The organism is Lichenifustis flavocetrariae (assembly GCF_026130545.1).
Lineage (GTDB): Bacteria > Pseudomonadota > Alphaproteobacteria > Rhizobiales > Beijerinckiaceae > Lichenihabitans > Lichenihabitans flavocetrariae.
On sequence record NZ_JAMOIM010000002.1, the window covers coordinates 173,819 to 191,880 of the forward strand.

17 protein-coding genes are annotated in these 18,062 nt (G+C 62.7%); 13 read left to right on the forward strand and 4 right to left on the reverse strand.

Going from position 1 to position 18,062, the window contains the following annotated elements; all coding sequences use genetic code 11:
- Positions 1–2: 2 nt before the first annotated feature.
- The 5 genes from M8523_RS04270 to M8523_RS04290 all read left to right on the forward strand — a co-directional run bounded on the left by M8523_RS04270 (position 3) and on the right by M8523_RS04290 (position 4,853).
- Complete coding sequence (locus M8523_RS04270) at positions 3–893, forward strand: ABC transporter permease (RefSeq protein WP_282583596.1); 891 nt, start codon at positions 3–5, stop codon at positions 891–893.
- 26 nt (positions 894–919) lie between these two features.
- A complete protein-coding gene (locus tag M8523_RS04275) occupies positions 920–1,693 on the forward strand; it encodes an ABC transporter permease (RefSeq protein WP_282583597.1) in 774 nt (257 codons plus the stop codon).
- Between the two features lie 24 nt (positions 1,694–1,717).
- A complete protein-coding gene (locus M8523_RS04280; protein ID WP_282583598.1) occupies positions 1,718–2,758 on the forward strand; it encodes an extracellular solute-binding protein in 1,041 nt (346 codons plus the stop codon).
- Positions 2,737–3,258 (forward strand): GNAT family N-acetyltransferase, encoded by a 522-nt coding sequence (locus M8523_RS04285; protein ID WP_282583599.1) that lies wholly within the window; start codon positions 2,737–2,739, stop codon positions 3,256–3,258. The genes M8523_RS04280 and M8523_RS04285 overlap by 22 nt, the downstream gene beginning before the upstream one ends.
- Before the next feature lie 107 nt (positions 3,259–3,365).
- A complete protein-coding gene (locus tag M8523_RS04290; protein WP_282583600.1) occupies positions 3,366–4,853 on the forward strand; it encodes an ABC transporter substrate-binding protein in 1,488 nt (495 codons plus the stop codon).
- Between the two features lie 260 nt (positions 4,854–5,113).
- Here the strand turns inward: M8523_RS04290 and M8523_RS04295 are convergent, their stop codons facing one another.
- The 3 genes from M8523_RS04295 to M8523_RS04305 form a co-directional block, all read right to left on the reverse strand.
- Entirely contained in the window at positions 5,114–5,509 is a 396-nt protein-coding gene (locus M8523_RS04295) for a DUF3126 family protein (RefSeq protein ID WP_282583814.1), read from the reverse strand.
- Positions 5,510–5,691: 182 nt separating this feature from the next.
- Positions 5,692–6,537, reverse strand: a complete 846-nt coding sequence (gene cysE, locus M8523_RS04300) for a serine O-acetyltransferase (RefSeq protein ID WP_282583601.1) — start codon at positions 6,535–6,537, stop codon at positions 5,692–5,694.
- A 144-nt stretch (positions 6,538–6,681) separates the two neighbouring features.
- The gene (locus tag M8523_RS04305) at positions 6,682–7,449 is read right to left on the reverse strand and encodes an alpha/beta fold hydrolase (RefSeq protein WP_282583602.1); all 768 of its coding nucleotides are present in this window, start codon (positions 7,447–7,449) and stop codon (positions 6,682–6,684) included.
- Between the two features lie 168 nt (positions 7,450–7,617).
- Between M8523_RS04305 and M8523_RS04310 the strand changes: the two genes are divergently transcribed.
- From M8523_RS04310 to nhaA, 7 genes are all read left to right on the forward strand, one after another.
- Positions 7,618–7,866, forward strand: a complete 249-nt coding sequence (locus tag M8523_RS04310; protein WP_282583603.1) for a zinc-finger domain-containing protein — start codon at positions 7,618–7,620, stop codon at positions 7,864–7,866.
- 22 nt (positions 7,867–7,888) lie between these two features.
- Entirely contained in the window at positions 7,889–9,049 is a 1,161-nt protein-coding gene (locus M8523_RS04315; protein ID WP_282583604.1) for an FAD-dependent monooxygenase, read from the forward strand.
- A 115-nt stretch (positions 9,050–9,164) separates the two neighbouring features.
- Positions 9,165–10,097: a division plane positioning ATPase MipZ gene (locus tag M8523_RS04320; protein WP_282583605.1), complete on the forward strand. Its 933-nt coding sequence runs from the start codon at positions 9,165–9,167 to the stop codon at positions 10,095–10,097.
- 130 nt (positions 10,098–10,227) lie between these two features.
- Complete coding sequence (locus tag M8523_RS04325; RefSeq protein ID WP_282583606.1) at positions 10,228–11,367, forward strand: zinc-binding metallopeptidase family protein; 1,140 nt, start codon at positions 10,228–10,230, stop codon at positions 11,365–11,367.
- Between the two features lie 130 nt (positions 11,368–11,497).
- Positions 11,498–14,284, forward strand: coding sequence for a phosphoenolpyruvate carboxylase (ppc, locus tag M8523_RS04330; RefSeq protein ID WP_282583607.1), 2,787 nt, complete (start codon positions 11,498–11,500; stop codon positions 14,282–14,284).
- Positions 14,285–14,405: 121 nt separating this feature from the next.
- Positions 14,406–14,954: a cytochrome b gene (locus M8523_RS04335; protein WP_282583608.1), complete on the forward strand. Its 549-nt coding sequence runs from the start codon at positions 14,406–14,408 to the stop codon at positions 14,952–14,954.
- Positions 14,955–15,101: 147 nt separating this feature from the next.
- Entirely contained in the window at positions 15,102–16,277 is a 1,176-nt protein-coding gene (gene nhaA, locus M8523_RS04340; protein ID WP_282583609.1) for a Na+/H+ antiporter NhaA, read from the forward strand.
- A gap of 13 nt (positions 16,278–16,290) precedes the next feature.
- On the opposite strand, the gene M8523_RS04345 is transcribed toward nhaA, so the two are convergent.
- A complete protein-coding gene (locus M8523_RS04345; RefSeq protein WP_282583610.1) occupies positions 16,291–17,277 on the reverse strand; it encodes a glutathione S-transferase family protein in 987 nt (328 codons plus the stop codon).
- A 457-nt stretch (positions 17,278–17,734) separates the two neighbouring features.
- Here M8523_RS04345 and groES point away from each other — a divergent pair, with 457 nt between their 5' ends.
- Entirely contained in the window at positions 17,735–18,022 is a 288-nt protein-coding gene (groES, locus tag M8523_RS04350) for a co-chaperone GroES (protein ID WP_129219255.1), read from the forward strand.
- The last annotated feature ends 40 nt before the right edge of the window (positions 18,023–18,062 follow it).

Genomic DNA, 18,062 nt, shown 5'->3' on the forward strand with positions numbered 1-18,062 from the left:
CCGTGGCGGCTCAACCGAGATTTCGTGATCGCGCGCTTCTCCTGGCCGGTCCGGCCCTCTTGACCATCGTGATCTTCATGGTCCTGCCCATGGCGATCGCGCTCGTCTACTCCTTCATGACCGCAAGCCCCTACGGGGGCGTCGAGAAACCCTATACGGCCGGCGCCTACGTGCGCTTCGTCTATGATCGCGACCTCGACGACTCGCTTGTCTTCGACACGACTTATCTTCAGATCTTCGCCCGCTCTCTGATCCTGGCGGCGCTCACGAGCCTTGGCTGTCTGCTGATCGGTCTGCCGATGGCCTGGTATGTGGCGACGCGCCGGCCAGTCCAGCGGCAGATCCTTGTATTGCTCGTCACGATCCCGTTCTGGACCAATCTCCTGATCCGCACCTATTGCTGGGTACTGCTTCTGCGCGATCAGGGGTTGGTCAATAACGTTCTGCTGTGGCTTGGCCTCACCAAAGCACCCATCACGTTCCTGTATTCAGACGGCGCCGTGCTGCTGGGGCTGATCTATTCAAGCCTGCCCTTCATGGTGCTGCCGATCTACGGGGCGCTAGAAAAAATGGATCCTCGTCTCGTCGAGGCCGCTTACGATCTCTACGCGGACCGCTGGGCCATCATGCGCAAGCTGGTCTGGCCTTTGGCGAAGCCGGGCGTCGCGGCCGGCAACCTTCTGGTTTTCGTGCCCGCGCTGGGAGCCTTCCTGCAGCCCGATATTTTAGGCGGCGGTAAGAAGCTGATGATCGGCAGCCTGATCCAGCAGCAATTCACGACAGGGCGAAACTGGGCGTTCGGCGCCGCCTTGTCGATGATCCTGATGGCCTTCGTGCTCGGGGCGATGATGTGGAGCGCCTGGCGGCGTGCCGCAATCGCGGTTCCCGTATGAGAGCGAGGGTCTTCGACTGGCGGCGGATGCCGGAATACCGAACGATCAGCCTCCTGGCTTTCGTATTCCTCTATGCGCCGCTGATCATTCTGATCGTCTATGCGTTCAACGCGAACCGCGCCGCCTTGATCTGGGGTGGCTTCAGCACGCAATGGTTCGTCAAAGCCGTCTTGAACGACGACCTGCGGCGCTCGGCCCTGAACAGTCTGATTGTGGCTGCGATCGCGACGCCGGTCTCGACCCTTGTCGCCATCCCGGCGGCCCTCGCCTTCGAACGCGGTCGGTTCTTTCCAGGGCGTTCCACGGGAGAGGCGCTGATCGGCATGCCGCTCGTGGCGCCCGAGATCGTCACCGCCATAGCAACATTGATTTTCTTCGAGGCGATCGGCCTGCGGGCCGGTGTCGGCAATATCGCCATCGCGCATATCGTGTTCTGCATCCCGTTCGCGCTGCTGCCGATCCGCGCCCGATTGCGTGAGATGCCGCGCGACATCGAGGATGCGGCGCGCGACCTTTATGCCGATAGCTGGGCCGTGTTCTCGCGCGTCACCCTGCCACTGCTGATGCCGGCCATCGTGGCGGGCGCGACCCTCGCGTTCGTGGTGTCGCTCGATGATTTCCTGATCACCTTCATGGTGGCTCCGGCCGGAGCCACGACACTGCCGGTCTATCTTTACGGCATGCTGCGTGTGGGGGTGACGCCCGAAGCCAATGCAGCGGCCACCATCCTGCTGGTCATTTCGATCGCCGCGGTGGTGCTGTCTTCCGTTCTGGTCCGACCCCGGACTGTGAAAGCCTGATGAACCTCGTGAGGGATCGTAACGATGAAACGCAAAGCTCTCCAAGCTCTGGCTGCGGTGGCAGTTTTAGGCGGCCTGGTGGCCGGCCATGGCGCCCAGGCGGCCGGCGACCTCTTCATCTATAATTGGACCGACTACACGTCGCCCGACCTCATCAAGAAATTCGAGCAGGAGAGCGGTATCAAGGTCACGCTCGACACCTACGACTCAAACGAGACGCTGCTGGCCAAGCTCAAATCGGGATCTTCGGGCTACGACATCGTCGTCGTGTCGTCGGACTTCGTGCCGATCTTCGCAAAAGAGGGCGTGATCCAGAAGATCGATGCTCCCAAGCTCGCGGGCTATGCGAACATCATGGACCGTTGGAAAAGCCCCGTCTGGGACAAGGACAACCAATATACGATTCCCTACGACTGGGGCGTGACCTCCTATTCGGTGAACACCAAGCAAGTCAAAGCTCCAGCCGATTCCCTGAAGCTGCTGTTCGAACCGCCGCCGGAGGCCAAGGGCAAGATCGGCATGTTCGGCTCGCCCAGCGAGGTGATGTCGTTGGCCGAGGTCTATCTCGGCATGACACCGTGCCAGACGGATGTCGCCAATATGAAGAAAGTGTCCGAGTTGCTCGAGGGTCAGGCGCCTTTCGTGAAGGTCTACAATTCCGACGGAATCATCGACCGGCAAAGCTCCGGTGAAACTTGGATTCATGAGGTTTGGAACGGCGATTCGGCGCGCGCGCGGGTCAACAACCCGGACATCAAATTCGTCTTCCCGAAGGAAGGCGTCGTCGGCTGGATGGACAATGTCGCGGTTCCGACCAGCGCGAAAGACCCGGAGAATGCGAAGAAATTCATCGAGTTTCTGCTGAAGCCGGAGAACAGCGGCCTGTCCTCGAACTTCACTCATTATGCGAGTGCGGTGACAGGCGCGGACGCCTATTTCGACGCCAACATGAAAGACGCGCCCGAACTGAAAGTGCCGGCTGACGAGAAGATCGCCTTCACGCCCGCATGCCCCGAAGAGGCCACGAAGCTGATGGATCGCGTGTGGACCAAGCTGAAGAAGTAGGCCCTCTCGTTTGGCGCCGAGCGGCCGCGGCCGATCTCGACGCCATTGTGGCGATCCAAGATCAAGTCCACACCATGCTCCCCGAGCAGCGTGCGACCTTCGCCAACAAGCTCATGCTGTTTGGCGAAGGCTGCTTGGTTCTCGGTCGCGATGACGTCGTTCTCGGATACGGCATCAGCTATCCCTGGCGACTGGGAGATGTGCCGCCTCTCGATACGCCTATGACGGCGCTGCCCGAGCGCGCGGATTGTCTGTTTGTGCATGATGTTGCCATCCTGCCCGCAGGACGTGGCGCCGGGGCGGGCCGCCGCTATATCGGGCATGTTTCGACGCTCGCGCGTCGCGACAGGCTGCCGAGTCTGGCCCTTGTGTCGGTCTACGACTCACGTCCGATCTGGACCGCCTGCGGTTTTAAGATGACTTCCGCGCCGGACATGGCAAAGAAGCTTGCCGTCTATGGCTCAACCGCCTGCTACATGACGGCAAGCCTCGATCTCTGATGAGAGAGGGCGTCCCAGCGCCCGAGTCAACGGGGCTCGTCCGCGTTCGACAGATTCTGAGAGCTTGGTTCATGCGGTCTGCTTCTTCACGGGTGCGTCGGCGGTCGATGCTCAAGAGTCTTGCGGTTTTTGCGAGCCTCCTTGCCGCGATGACGCCGCCGGCCATCGCGGCATCGTCGCGGGATTCCCTCACGCTGGGCATGCCGGTGGAGCCATCGGGGCTCGATCCGACGGTTGCGGCTCCGACAGCCATCCGCGAAGTCACCTGGGGCAACCTCTTCGAAGGACTGGTGACGCTCGACCGGGACGGCAAGATCGTGCCGCTTCTGGCGAAGAGCTGGACGGTGTCGGACGATGGCCTCACCTATCGATTCACGCTGCAACCCAAGGTGAAATTCCACAACGGCATCCCGTTCGACGCCTCGATCGTCAAATTTTCGCTCGATCGGGCTCGGGCAACCGACTCGACCAATGCGCAAAAGCAGTTCTTCGAACCGATTCAATCGATCGCGACCCCCGACCCGCAAACGGCCGTCATCACGCTCAAGCATCCGGTCGGGCTGTTCCTCTATTGGCTTGCCTGGGGTGACGCCGCCATGGTTGAGCCGAGTTCCGTTGCCACGGAGAAGACCAATCCGATCGGCACCGGACCGTTCACCTTGAAGGAATGGCGGCGCGGCGACCGCGTGGTGCTGGCCCGCAATGCCAGCTATTGGCAGGCCGGCACACCCCGACTGAGCAGTGTCACGTTCCGGTTCATCGGCGATCCACAAGCCCAGGCCGCGGCCTTGAAAGCGGGAGATATCGACGGCTTCCCGAATTTTTCGGCGCCGGAATTATTCGCCGAATTCCAAAAAGACCCCCGGTTCACGACCATCGTCGGCAAAACGCCCCGCAAGCTCGTGGCCGGAATGAATTGTGCCAAGAAACCGCTCGACGATGTGCGCGTGCGCCAAGCCTTGATGAGCGCCATCGACCGCGCCAGTGTGATCGAAGGCGCCTATTCCGGCTTTGGAACTCCGATTGGCTCCCATTACGCACCGTCCGACCCAGGATATCTCGATCTGGTAGGGGTCATGCCGCATGACTCCGACAAGGCAAAAAGGCTCTTGGCTGAAGCGGGCTATGCCAACGGGCTTACTTTGACCATCAAGGCTCCGCAGATGGCCGAGACGACCCGCACGTCACAGATCCTCCAGGCCATGCTGGCCGAGATCGGCGTGACGCTGAACATCGTGTCGAGCGAATTTCCAGCGCAATGGATCGACGACGTGTTCTTGAAGAAGAACTTCGAGATGACGATCATCGACCATGCCGAGCCGATGGACATCGGGATCTACGCGCGGCCCGATTACTACTTCGGCTATCACAATCCGGCGTTCGACGCGCTGATCGCCAAGGCCGACGGCACGTCCGACGAGAGCGAGCGCAACCGTCTGTTTGGCGACGCACAGAAGATCCTGGCGCGGGATGTGCCTGCGCTCTACCTCTTCGACCTGCCTCGGTTAAACGTCTGGAACAAGGATCTGCAAGGCCTGTGGCCGGACGAACCCCTCCCGCAGATGCTGGTGAAGGATGCCGGTTGGATCCGGTGAAGAGGGAGTTCCTCGGGGGGTGTCCGCCCCGTGATGCTGAACATCGGTCGACGATCGTATCGACCGACTGATCCTGGCCCGGAACGATCCGGTACCTCCCATCGGGCTCTTCGGTTCACGGCTCCGGGGGAACAGATCGGAACAAGCGACGGAAATGTCCCAATCCCGATTTCTCGGGTTCGGGAGCACTGATCGGGCTTCAGATCTTTGGAACCATCCTTAGCCGCCAATTCCATCTCACACAATCCGCATGTGGCCGGTCAGAGGTCCTCAAGATCGAAGTCGAGGATGGCCATTTGCAGCGTGAACGATTTGCCCTTCGGATCGTCGGCGGAAATGATGCCGATGAAGTCACTGCCGGAATTGAGCTCGACCGAATCCGTCTTCTTCAGACGCGCCGCAATCTTGAGCTTGTCGTTGTCGAAGAGCTTCCGCAGATAGGATTCGAGCACGGGTCGCTCGACCGGCACTTTCATGTCGAGCGAAAACGAGCGGTCGCCGTCTTCGTCGTCGACCGTGATGTGGGCGATTTTCTTCTCGCCGAGGAAGACGTCGGCGGCATCGTCGTCACGGGCACCCTGGGTGACCTTCAGACCTTGGTTGCCGAAGGTGCGACGCAGAAAATCCTGCAGCTTGTGGCACTCGGTTTTATCCAGCACGTAAACTTCCTTCGAAATGCCCGGCGTGAGCCCCTTGCCTTCGCCGGTCGCGGCCTGACCCCCTTGAGGCGTCAGCGCCAGTTCTGCCATTCGGCCTTCGTTCCGAGTCACCCCGCCCTACCAATGGAGTGACGACACAGACGTAAGGGATAGCGTTCAACGCCACACCAATAAACCCGTCAAAAGGAACCGTCAGGCCGGTCCGCGGTCTTTTGCGCGAGGATCTGATCCATCGTGCGGGCAGGTTCCGCGCAGCCTGCTTCACCGACCACCCTGCCAGGCACACCTGCCACTGTCTTGTTGGGTGGCACGGCCGCAAGAACGACCGACCCTGCCGCGATCCGCGAGCATCGGCCGACTTCGATGTTCCCCAATACTTTCGCGCCCGCCCCGATCAACACGCCCTGACGGATCTTCGGATGGCGGTCGCCCTGTTCCTTGCCGGTGCCGCCGAGTGTGACGTCCTGGAGCAGCGAGACATTGTCTTCCACGACTGTCGTCGCACCCACCACGAGCCCGGTGGCATGATCGAGAAAAATCCCCTTGCCGAATTCGGCATTGGGATGAATGTCGGTCTGGAATACGTTCGACGAGCGGCTCTGCAGGTAAAGCGCGAGGTCGCGGCGGCCGTTGCGCCAGAGCGCATGAGCCAGTCGATGCGTCTGGATGGCGTGAAAGCCCTTGAAATAGAGCACCGGCTCGAGCAGCCGCGTGCAGGCCGGATCGCGGTCGAAAACGGCCATCACATCGGCATGGATCGCGACACCGATCGAGGGATCGTCGGCAAGAAGATCGCCGAACGTCTGTTGCAACAGCGAGGTCGGAAGATCCTCGTGCCCGAGTCGCGTGGCCAGCCTGTAGATCACGGCCTGCACCAGCGATGCGTGATTCAGGATGTTCGAGAAGACGAAGCCCGCGAGGCGCGGCTCCGCCCGGACCACCTCTTCGGCTTCGACCCGAACGCGGGAAAAGACCGGATCGCCAACCGCGAATTCGATCACTTTCGCCGAAATACCGTGCATCATAACGGCTCTCCCTGCCGCAGCGGCCCTTGTGCGGGTCGCTTCCCATCCCGGCCGGCTGCCGGACCAAGGCCGCCATCTATAGCATGCCCAGGGCCGACCGCGCGACCGGTCGGCTCAGGCTTTTCGACGCCGACCGCAAAGCCGTTACGGGCGCTCCACGAGAAAGTCGAGCGCTCCCGCCTTGAAGGCCTTGTCTCCGACAGCAAGATTGTGATCGCGGCCCGGAATGTCCAGCACCCGCCCCTGCGGCAGAAGCTCTGCGAGGGCATATGGGTCCCCGGCGATGGGGTCGGCCGTTCCCACAGCGACCAGCACCGGGCAGAGAATCTCGGCGAGGTCGCTTGGCCCAAGGCTTTGCCGCGTCCCCCTGATACAGGCCGCGAGGGCCTGGAGATCGCTGCCCGTCGCCTCCGCGAAGCGGCGGAACATGCGCGGCATCGGCTCGGTGACATCGTCGAGTGACGGTGCCTCCATGGCCTCGGCGATCGACTGTGGCAACCCGGACCCATCCACAAGATGGATCCCGAGCCCCCCCAAAATGACGGAACGTATTCTCGCCTTGGCCCGCAGCGCCAGAAACGCCGCGATACGAGCGCCCATCGAGTAACCCATGACATCGACCCGATCGAGACCGAGGTGATCGAGCAACGCTTCGGCGTCGCGGGCCATGCGATCGACGTGATAGTCTTCCGGTCGACGAGGCTTATCGCTCAGGCCGTGCCCGCGGTTGTCGATCGCGATGACCCGGCGGCCGGCCCCGGTCAGGGTCGCCAGCCAATTGGTGTTGACCCAGTTGATGGTGTGGTTCGACGCGAACCCGTGGATCAACAAGATGGGTTCACCACGATCGAAGCAGGTTGCCGGGACATCGATGTAAAAAAGGGATAGGTCGCCGGATCGAAACTCGGCCATGGAACAGCTCTCGGCAGGACACGCGATGGACGCCTGTCACCCGCGTCCAGATCCGGTTGAGCACACCGGACGGATCGGGTTCAAGGCGTGTCGACCCTGTTTTTTCTCGCATCGCCGATCGATCTGGGTGATACACCGGCCATCTTCATCGCTTTCGGAAGATCACGCATGGCCAGTTCGCATCAGACGCCGCATTTTCACAACGAGATCGGCGTCCCGACGATCAGGGTCGGCGTGCGCGAGTTCATGTGCACCGGCGCCCTGCCGCCTTTCGATCACCCGCACACGTTCATCGACATGGGTGACAGCGACGATGCGGTCTGTCCCTATTGTTCCACGCGGTACCTGCACGACGGTAGCCTCGGCCACGGCTGCGAGCCGGCCTCTTGCGAGTACCGGCCCGACACGGCGCCCTGAACGCGCCCGAATCGGCAGGCCGATGGCGCATGTAATCGTCGGCGGCGCCGGCATCGGTGGTCTGACGGCGGCCCTGGCCATGAGCCAGGCAGGATCGCGCGTGACGCTGATCGAGCGTCGACAATCGTTCGCGGAGATCGGAGCCGGGCTCCAGCTTGGCCCGAACGCTACCCGGGTGCTGGCTTCGCTCGATCTGCTCGAACCCGTTCGGTCGATTGCCACGGAACCGCAGACCCTGCGTATCCGCCGTGGTCGCGACGCCCGGGACCTGATCGCCCTCCCTCTCGGGGCCGGCGCGGAGCAACGCTACGGTGCTCCGTTTCTACTGGTCCACAGGGCCGATTTGCATCGGGTTTTGGCAGAACATGCCCGAGCGCGCCCGACGATCCACATCGAACTCGGTGTCGCGGTTCTCGGGGTGCAGCAAGGCCGGGACGACGTCACCGTCGTGACCGACCAAGCCTCCTACAGTGCCGAGGCATGGGTCGACGCTGGAGGCCTGCACGCGCCGGACCGTCTTGCCGCGAGCAGGCGGTCGGCACGACGCACCGCCTGGCGGGCCTTGGTCCCGGCAGCCGCCTTGCCGCCCTCCTACGCGAGACCCGAGACCCATCTGTGGCTCGGACACCGCACGCATCTGGTGCACTACCCGCTTCGATCGGCGGCTTTGATCAACGTCGTGGCCATCACCGAGCATCATGGGTCGGGGGGTGATCCAAACCAGGATTTCTGGTCGCAACCGGGCGATGCCGCCGAATTGCGCCACGCCTTCCGGGGCTGGCACCGCGACGCTCTCAGGCTCCTTGAAACGCACGTCGACTGGCGGCGTTGGCCGTTGTTCGATGCGGAGCCCCTGATGTCCTGGAGCGAGGGCCGTGCCACCCGGCTCGGCGATGCCGCGCATCCCATGCTGCCATTCCTGGCTCAGGGCGCGTCGCAGGCCATCGAGGATGCGGGCGTGCTCGCCTGGGCATTGAGTCAACCAGGAGGAATCGTCGCGGCCTTGCAGGCCTATGACCGGCGGAGAGCACCGCGAGCCGCCCGCGTGCAACGCGCCTCGCGCCGACAGGGCGACATCTACCACCTGCCGCGACCGGCCTCGGACGCCCGCGATCTCGTAATGCGGGCGCTCGGCGGGCAACGCGCTTTGGCCAGTATGGACTGGCTCTACGGCCCGATGTGAGGGATCTTCCCCGCACGACGAATCAATTCGTCGCATCACATCTCGCGTGCAATTCGCTTTCCCTCCATCCGCCTTTCGCCGCACAGTCCGGCGCCGCGCGCTGATTCGAGAGTTCATGACGACCGAAAAGGAACGTCCCGACCTTCGGAGCGCCCATGTCATCGTGGTCGCGAATGAAAAGGGGGGGACAGGAAAATCGACGATGTCGATCCATCTGACCATCGCCTTGCTCAAGGCTGGCTACCGCGTCGCCTCGATCGATCTCGACACGCGGCAGCGCACGCTCACACGTTTCCTGGAAAACCGGGAGTCCTGGGCCCTCAGCCTCGGAAAATCGATCGAACTGCCGTTGCATCGCGCGCCCGATCGAGGCAGCTCTCGCAATGTGGCCGACAACGAAGAGCGTGAGTTCGCGGAATTTGCGGACGCGGTCTCGGCCGTCGAGCATGATTATGAATTCCTGATCATCGACACGCCGGCGAGCGACTCCTACCTCATGCGCTTGGCCCATTCCCTCGCGGACACGCTCGTTTCTCCGGTCAACGACAGTTACATCGACATCGATGTCTTCTCGCGCGTGCACCATGACCGCTCGCAGCGCGGCAGGGTGGCTCATTATGCAGATCTGGTTCTGGAGGCGCGCCGACGAAGGCGTCAGGCCGACGCGGGACTGATCGATTGGGTGCTGGTGCGCAATCGCGTGGCGTCGATCCAGTCGAACAATGCCCGGCAGGTGGCGATCAGCCTCAGTCGGCTCGCCCCCGAATTGCAATTCCGAACGGCCGAAGGCCTGCACGACCGCGTGATCTTCCGTGAACTCTTCCCGATCGGCCTGACCGCCCTCGACGCCATCGAAGAGGCGACCAAATCAGGAACCCTGACGGCCTCACAGGCGGGCGCCCGCAAAGAGATCGCGGAATTGATCGAGGCCTTGCAGTTGCCGGTGCATCGCGCCGGTCACTCCTATATCGAAGCGCGGCACGACTGGTTCGACCGCATTTCGAGCATCTACGCCAGCATGGGCAACGGCCGCTCAGCTTGGCGCTGAAGCCGGTTGGCCATCCGACCACGCGGATATTTATTTCGAGGCTCCCGGATCGAACGCGGCACCTTGGGGTTTGCCAGGGATTAAAGGCGTGGCTGATGGCTGCGCTTTTTCGTGACCGAGGGGGATCCGGATGAAGCTTTTTGACTGCCAGAATTGTGGTCAGACATTATTTTTCGAGAACACGCGCTGCGAGCATTGCGGCTTGCGGGTGGGATACGACACGGGCTCACAGTCCCTTCTGGCTCTCGATCGCACCGTCAAGGAACTCAACAACCTCGTCTGGCATGCGGCCGGTGACACGAGCCGCTCCTTCAAATTCTGTGTGAATGCCGCGCACGACGTGTGCAACTGGCTGATCCCTGCAGAGTCGAATGACAGCTACTGCCTCGCCTGCAAGCACAACCGCACGGTCCCGGATCTCGACAAGGAGCACAACAAGCACCTTTGGCAGCAGATGGAATATGCCAAACACCGCCTCTTCTACACCTTGTTGGCGCTGAAGTTGCCGCTGGCCACCCGGGTCGATGATCCGGAGGAGGGCCTGATGTTCGAGTTCAAAGAGGACGAGTCCGAAGACAAGAAGGTCCTGACCGGACACGAGCATGGCGACATCACCATCAACATCGTGGAAGCCGACGACGCCGAACGCGAGCGACGCCGGACCGCGATGCATGAGCCCTATCGGACCCTGCTCGGCCACTTCCGCCATGAGGTCGGGCATTACTACTGGGATCGCCTCGTTCGAGACGCACCCGCCCTCGAACCCTATAGAGCGATCTTCGGAGACGAGCGGGCGGACTACAACGAAGCGCTGCAGAAACATTATCGCGAAGGGCCGCCGGAGAATTGGCGAGAGAACTTCGTCAGCGCCTATGCGACCACCCACCCGTGGGAAGACTTTGCAGAGACCTGGGCTCACTACCTGCATATCATTGATACGCTCGATACGGCCGATTCATTCGGGATCAGAATCAAGCCGAAGGAGATCGTGGCCTCGGAGGCATTGACCACGCAGGTCGATTTCTCGCCCTACACGGCCGACAGCATCGCCCCTATCGTCGAAGCCTGGGTCCCGTTGACCTTTGCGGTGAACAGCCTCAATCGGAGCATGGGGCTGCGTGATTTCTACCCCTTCGTTCTCACCCCCATGATCATCGAGAAGATCGGATTCATCCACGATCTCGTGCATGGCTGGGTAGGCGCCGAGCGACGCGCGCAGCCAACGATCGATTCCGACAATCGCAAAGTGCCGGAAAGCAACGCGGCCTGACGGCGCCAGCCAAGGCGGCAGGTTCTGGACCCAGAGCCTGCTTGTTGTTCTTGGGCACGTGATTTGCAACAAGGCGATATGGGCCCGCTGGCAACGGCAGGGTCCTCCAAGCGCTTTTCGAAGGTGAATCATGGATGCGGTTGCGACCCCAAGCCTCGGCGCCACAGCCGGCGTCGACGCGAAAAATCAACCGCTGATCGAGGACATCCGGCTGCTCGGGACGATGCTCGGCGACATCATCCGGGAGCAGGAAGGGCCCGCCGCCTTCGAACTGGTCGAGACCATCCGGCGCTACAGCGTCGCGCATCAGCGCACGGCGGATGCGGCCGCCGGCCACGCCCTCGAACTGCTTCTGAGGGGCCTGACCCCGTCGCAGGCCGTCTCCGTGGTCCGCGCCTTCACGTATTTCTCACATTTGACGAATATCGCGGAAGACCGTCACCACGTGCGCCGGCGGGCGCTTCACGACCGCGAAAATCCGGATGGGAGCCTGCCGCAAGCCGGAAGCCTTGCGCGCGCCTTCCAGCGCTTTGCTGAGGCAGGGATCGGCAAGGACGCCGTGGTGGCCGCGCTGGAGCACGCCTGGGTGTCCCCGGTGCTGACCGCACACCCGACCGAAGTCCAGCGCAAGAGCCTGCTCGACGCGGAACTCGCGATCGCCGAACTTCTGGCCGAGCGGGACACGCTGTACAATGCCAGGGAACGCGCCGTAAACGAAAACCTCATCAGGACCCGGATCGTCCAACTTTGGCAGACGCGTCTGCTCCGCTTCCGCAAGCTGACCGTGCGGGACGAGATCGAGAACGCCCTGAGCTACTACCGCACGACCTTTCTGCGGGAAATCCCCAAGCTCTATGCGGAACTCGAACATCTCGTCGGCCAGCCCGTCGCGCCCTTCTTCCGCATGGGGAATTGGATCGGCGGCGATCGCGACGGCAACCCGAACGTGAACGCGGAAACCCTCGACGTCGCGGTGCGGCGGCAATGCGAGACAGCCCTCACCTATTACCTGGAAGAATTGCATCATCTCGGCGCGGAATTGTCGCTGTCGCGGATGCTGGTCGGCTGTTCGGAGGAGGTCGATGCGCTCGCAAGCGCGTCTAAGGATTCGAGCGCCCACCGGGAGGACGAGCCCTACCGTCGGGCCACGCTCGGCGTTTATGGCCGGCTCGCGGCGACGCTGAAGTCGCTGACCGGCGCCATTGCGCCGCACACGAGCGCGACGCCTTTTGCCCCTTATGAAGACTCGATCTCCCTTCTGAGCGATCTGCGGATCATCGAATCGTCCTTGGACGCGCATCATGCTGCGGCCGTTGCCGGGTTGCGGCTGCGTCCGCTCATCCGCGCCGTGGAGGTCTTCGGCTTCCACCTGGCGACGGTCGACTTGCGGCAGAGTTCCGATCGTCACGAGGAGGTGTTGGTCGAGCTCTTCGCCCAGGCCGGGGTCGAGGAAGACTATTCCGCTCTCGATGAACAGGCCAAGCAGTCCCTCCTGCTGAAGGTCCTTGGCGACCCACGCCCACTCAGGCTGCCTTTCGCGACCTATTCGGAGCGAACCCAAGGCGAGTTCGACATTTTCCTCAAGGCGCGCGACATGCGCCGCGCCTTCGGTCCTGACACCATCCGCCACTACATCATCAGCCACACCGAAACGGTCAGCGACCTTCTTGAGGTCTTGCTGCTGCAGAAGGAATTCGGCCTGCTGCACGGCAATGTGAGCGCCGACGAGGGGAACAGCAGCAGGGCCGAACTCATCGTCTCTCCCCTGTTCGAGACCATCGCGGACCTGCGCAATGCCGAACCCATCATGCGGGCCTTCTACGGCCTGCCGGGCATTCTCGGCCTCATCGAGCGCTCCGGCGCCGAGCAGGACATCATGCTCGGCTACTCCGACAGCAACAAGGATGGCGGCTTCTTCACGAGTTCCTGGGAGCTCTATCGTGGTTCGACCGCTCTGGTGCGCTTCTTCGACCAGATGCCAAAGATCACCCTGCGGCTGTTCCATGGTCGCGGCGGCGTCGTCGGGCGCGGCGGTGGTCCGAGCTATCAGGCGATCCTGGCGCAGCCGCCCGGGACCGTCAAAGGCCAGATCCGCCTGACCGAACAAGGCGAGGTTATTTCAAGCAAATACGCCAATGCGGATATCGGCCGCCGCAACCTGGAGACGCTGATGGCCGCGAGCCTTGAGGCCACGCTCCTGTCCGGCAAGGAGGTGCCGCCAGACGCGTTTTTGGACGCTGCGGCAACGCTGTCGGCTAACAGCATGGCGGCGTACCGGGCCGTCGTTTACGACATGCCGGGCTTCACCGACTATTTCTTCTCCGCGACGCCGATCTCGGAAATCGCCGAACTCAACATCGGGTCGCGGCCCGCATCGCGGAAAGCAAACCGACGGATCGAAGACCTTCGCGCCATTCCATGGAGTTTCTCCTGGGGCCAGAGCCGGGTCACCCTGCCGGGCTGGTTCGGCTTCGGATCAAGCGTGGCGGCCTTCCTCGATCAGAATCCCGATGGCTTGGCGTTGCTTCAGCGCATGCATCGCGAGTGGCCATTCTTCACCACGCTTCTGTCGAACATGGACATGGTGCTGGCCAAGGCCGACCGGTCAGTCGCGCGGCGCTACGCCGAACTCGTGCCTGATCGCGCCCTGGCCAACCGCATTTTCCAGGCCATCGAAAAGGAGTGGGACAGTACCGTCTGGGCGCTCGACCAGATCACGGGCTCGACCGAGCGTCTCGCCGAGAATCCGAGCCTCGCCCGTTCCATCGCCCATCGCTTCCCCTATATCACGCCGCTCAATCACCTGCAGGTCGACCTCATCCGGCGCTGGCGGGCAGGCCAGACCGAGGAGAAGATCCAGCGAGGCATTCTTATTTCGATCAATGGTGTGGCGGCAGGCCTGCGGAATACCGGCTAAGCGCACGCAGGCGATCACAAACTGCCCGCAAACCCTCGCTAGCTTTGGCTGATCCGTTTTCGGCCAAGCAGAGGACAGAAGCTTGTCAAATCCATCGCCATCGACATTTCGGGCCCCTCTGATGCCTCCCACTCGCTACGATCGAGTGGCGCAAGCCCTGCACTGGCTTACGGCCCTGCTGATCTTCGCGATCCTGCCGATCGCGTGGCACATGATCATGCTGGCCCGCGACAATCCTCAGCGAGAGACGTGGTACACGGTTCACAAATCGATTGGCATCACGATCCTGGCCCTGGCTGTTTTGCGCCTTGTCTGGCGTGGCTTGCATCCGCCGCCGCCCCTTCCGGACACAATGAGCAAGATCGAGGACGGCGCGGCGGTTCTCAGCCATTGGCTTCTGTATGTCGTGCTCCTGGCCATGCCGATCAGCGGCTATCTCCTGTCGGCCGCCGGCGGGCATCCTGTCAGCTATTTCGGCTTGTTCGAGATCCCAAATCTCGTGCCGCAATCCCCAACCCTGTCCCGCGCCGGCGCCACAGTCCACATTCTTGGGCAATGGGCCGTCTATGCACTCATCGTGCTGCACCTTGCCGCGACAGCGTGGCATATCGTGGTCCGCCGTGACGCCCTCCTGGATCGGATGCTGCCGGAGCAGACTCATTCCTCTTGAGGGCAACCCCGTCCACGAAAGCCGCTTGCACAACACACGGACGGCAGGCCCGCATGTCTCCCGTCGAACGGGCCTCAATCCGCCCGGGACATTGAAGCTGCCGTTCCGGCGATTTGAACCGTTTCGGGAGTCCTGCCACAAGGGATCATGACCCCAAGAAGCCCCCACATTCCCTCCGCGCTTCGTCGTTTCATGAACAGCGAAGCGAGCGGCGGGCTTGTGCTGATGGCGGTTGCGGCGCTCGCGCTCCTGCTCGCGAATTCCCCTCTGCTGTCCCTCTACCGTGCCTTCGTCCACTCTCCAGTTGCGGGATTGTCCCTGGAGACTTGGGTGAACGATGCCCTCATGGCCGTGTTCTTCCTCCTGGTTGGACTTGAGATCAAACGGGAGGTCCTGCACGGGCAGTTGCGCAGTTGGCACGACCGCGTGTTGCCCGGCTTCGGCGCGATCGGCGGGATGCTGGTTCCGGCAGTCGTTTTCGCGGCGATCAACTGGACCCATCCTGGCAGCCTGCGCGGCTGGGCCATCCCCTCGGCAACCGATATCGCGTTCGCGCTCGGCGTTCTATCACTGCTCGGTAAGCGGGTGCCGGCCTCGCTCAAGGTGTTTCTGACGGCCTTGGCGGTCCTAGACGACCTGGGAGCCGTCCTGATCATCGCGCTCTTCTACACCGACGCCCTCTCATGGCCGATGCTGGGCCTTGCAGCGCTGACATTCGCCGGGTTGGTGGCCATGAATCGCGCAGGGGTTCGCCGCCTGTGGCCCTACCTGCTGGTGGGTGCGGTCCTCTGGGCTCTGGTTTGGCGATCCGGGATCCATCCGACGGTGGCCGGTGTCCTGCTTGCCGTCACGGTGCCGGAGGGGCGATCACGCGAGACAGCCACACCGCTGCAACGACTCGAAATGGGTCTGGAGCCATGGGTGGCCTTCGCGGTTCTGCCCATCTTCGCCTTCGTCAATGCCGGCGTGTCGTTCGGCGCCCAGGGGGTGACGGCCCTTCTGCATCCCGTCACGCTCGGCGTGGCAGCGGGCCTGGCCCTGGGCAAGCAGTGCGGTGTGATGGCAAGCTTGTGGGTTGCGGTTCGCAGTGGACTTGCCCAGCGTCCGGCCGGTGCGAGTTGGGGTCAGGTCTATGGTGTCGCGCTCCTGTGCGGGATCGGCTTCACCATGAGCCTGTTCATCGGCCTGTTGGCCTACGCGGCGCGGCCGGACTACCAGGACCAGACGAAGATCGGTGTGCTGGTCGGCTCACTCCTCTCCGCCTGCGCGGGCGCGCTCGTGCTGCGCCTTACGGCCCGCCCCCGCCCGGCGGGGAAGGCCTGATCTGACGTTCGTTTCAGTGCGCGCCCAGACCCTCGCGCCCGGAGGGCGCCATGAAGTCGAGATCAGGCCCGAGCGGCACGATGCCGGTCGGATTGATGGTGCCATGGCTCTCGTAATAATGCCGTTTGATATGCATCAGATCGACGGTCGTCCCAAAGCCCGGCGTCTGGTAGAGATCGCGCAGATAGGCGGACACCGCCGGGTAATCGACGATCCGTTGGCGATTGCATTTGAAGTGGCCGAAGTAGACGGCATCGAACCGGACCAACGTCGTGAACAGGCGGATGTCGGCTTCCGTCAGCGCGGTCCCCATGAGATAGCGCCGATCGGCGAGCCTGCTTTCCAGCCAATCGAGCGTCTCGAAGAGCGGGCCGAACGCCTCGGCGTAGGCCGCCTCGGTGGTGGCAAAGCCGGCCTTGTAGACGCCGTTGTTCAACGTGTCGTAGATGCGCGCATTTACGAGATCGATCTCAGGCCGGAGCGGCTCGGGGTAAAAGTCCCCTTGGTGCGCGCCCAGATCATCGAAGGCCGTGTTGAACATGCGGATGATTTCAGAGGACTCGTTGCTGACGATCGTGCCGCGCTCCTTGTCCCATAGAACCGGGACCGTCACCCGGCCGGTATAGGTGGGATCGGCGGCGACGTAGATCTCGTGCAAGAAGGCAGCGTGGTGGATCGGATCCGGGATCACGCCAGGGCCCTCCGCGAAGGTCCAGCCTTGCTCAGCCATGTACCAATGCACGACCGAGATCGGCAGCGCCGCCTCCAGGCCCTTCAGGGCCCGCAGGATCAGGGTGCGATGGGCCCAGGGGCAGGCCAACGAGACGTAGAGGTGATAGCGGCCGAGCGCCGCCTGAAATCCCTCTTCGCCGGAGGGACCGGGTGCGCCATCCCGCGTGATCCAGTTTCGGAAGCCTGACTCCTTCCGGACGAAGCGACCGCCGCTCTCTTTTGTGTCGTACCAACGATCCTGCCAGCGCCCATCGACGAGCAGTCCCATGATCCGCGCTCCATGTCCTAGAAGGTTCAACCGAGCATCGGCCATGTGGGTCGCAGCGTCAAACCGGGTGAATGGACCGCTAGGCTAACTGATCGGGGGCGCCCGAAGGCACCTTGGACGAGATCCTCGCGGCCAGCGCTCGCCGGGCTGCGGTGACAGGCCGGAGATGCACAGGATACCGTCAGCCTCGCCTTCCGCGACCGGGGGGGCGCGATGGAGGCCCTCTCACGTGCGCCGAGGAAACAGTTCGTTCAGCATCTTTGCAAGAAGTCCCGCCTGCGCCCCCTCAGGGGCTGCGGCATTCACGTCTTGACAACGGAACCGCGTCCGACTACCTCAGCGCCACCGGTTAGCACTCTCCCGCATTGAGTGCTAATTCTGGAATCTGACGAGGCTGATCCCGCGTCGGTGTGCTTCTATCAGGAGCAACGGCGGGTGTGAAACAGGAAGTCGACACATGAATTTCCGTCCCCTGCACGACCGCGTGGTCGTGAAGCGTCTCGAAGGCGAAGAAAAGACCAAGGGCGGCATCATCATCCCCGATACTGCGAAGGAAAAGCCCCAGGAGGGCGAGATCATCGCGGTAGGTCCGGGCGGCCGTGACGAATCCGGCAAGTTGACCCCCCTCGACGTCAAGGCTGGCGACAAGGTGCTGTTCGGCAAGTGGTCGGGCACAGAGGTCAAGATCGATGGCCAGGATCTCCTCATCATGAAGGAGAGCGACATCATGGGCGTCGTCGGCTAACTGCCCCGCCCCACCCCGTAATTTCCTTTAGGAGAATCTC

Bases quoted from the DNA above. Each gene is read 5' to 3' on its own strand.
- M8523_RS04315 (WP_282583604.1), top strand. From the start codon at position 7,889: ATGGCGCATGTAATCGTCGGCGGCGCCGGCATCGGTGGTCTGACGGCG.
- M8523_RS04325 (WP_282583606.1), top strand. From the start codon at position 10,228: ATGAAGCTTTTTGACTGCCAGAATTGTGGTCAGACATTATTTTTCGAG.
- M8523_RS04345 (WP_282583610.1), bottom strand. From the start codon at position 17,277: ATGGGACTGCTCGTCGATGGGCGCTGGCAGGATCGTTGGTACGACACA.
- M8523_RS04280 (WP_282583598.1), top strand. From the start codon at position 1,718: ATGAAACGCAAAGCTCTCCAAGCTCTGGCTGCGGTGGCAGTTTTAGGC.
- M8523_RS04305 (WP_282583602.1), bottom strand. From the start codon at position 7,449: ATGGCCGAGTTTCGATCCGGCGACCTATCCCTTTTTTACATCGATGTC.
- M8523_RS04320 (WP_282583605.1), top strand. From the start codon at position 9,165: ATGACGACCGAAAAGGAACGTCCCGACCTTCGGAGCGCCCATGTCATC.
- ppc (WP_282583607.1), top strand. From the start codon at position 11,498: ATGGATGCGGTTGCGACCCCAAGCCTCGGCGCCACAGCCGGCGTCGAC.
- cysE (WP_282583601.1), bottom strand. From the start codon at position 6,537: ATGATGCACGGTATTTCGGCGAAAGTGATCGAATTCGCGGTTGGCGAT.
- M8523_RS04290 (WP_282583600.1), top strand. From the start codon at position 3,366: ATGCTCAAGAGTCTTGCGGTTTTTGCGAGCCTCCTTGCCGCGATGACG.
- groES (WP_129219255.1), top strand. From the start codon at position 17,735: ATGAATTTCCGTCCCCTGCACGACCGCGTGGTCGTGAAGCGTCTCGAA.
- M8523_RS04310 (WP_282583603.1), top strand. From the start codon at position 7,618: ATGGCCAGTTCGCATCAGACGCCGCATTTTCACAACGAGATCGGCGTC.
- nhaA (WP_282583609.1), top strand. From the start codon at position 15,102: ATGACCCCAAGAAGCCCCCACATTCCCTCCGCGCTTCGTCGTTTCATG.
- M8523_RS04275 (WP_282583597.1), top strand. From the start codon at position 920: ATGCCGGAATACCGAACGATCAGCCTCCTGGCTTTCGTATTCCTCTAT.
- M8523_RS04335 (WP_282583608.1), top strand. From the start codon at position 14,406: ATGCCTCCCACTCGCTACGATCGAGTGGCGCAAGCCCTGCACTGGCTT.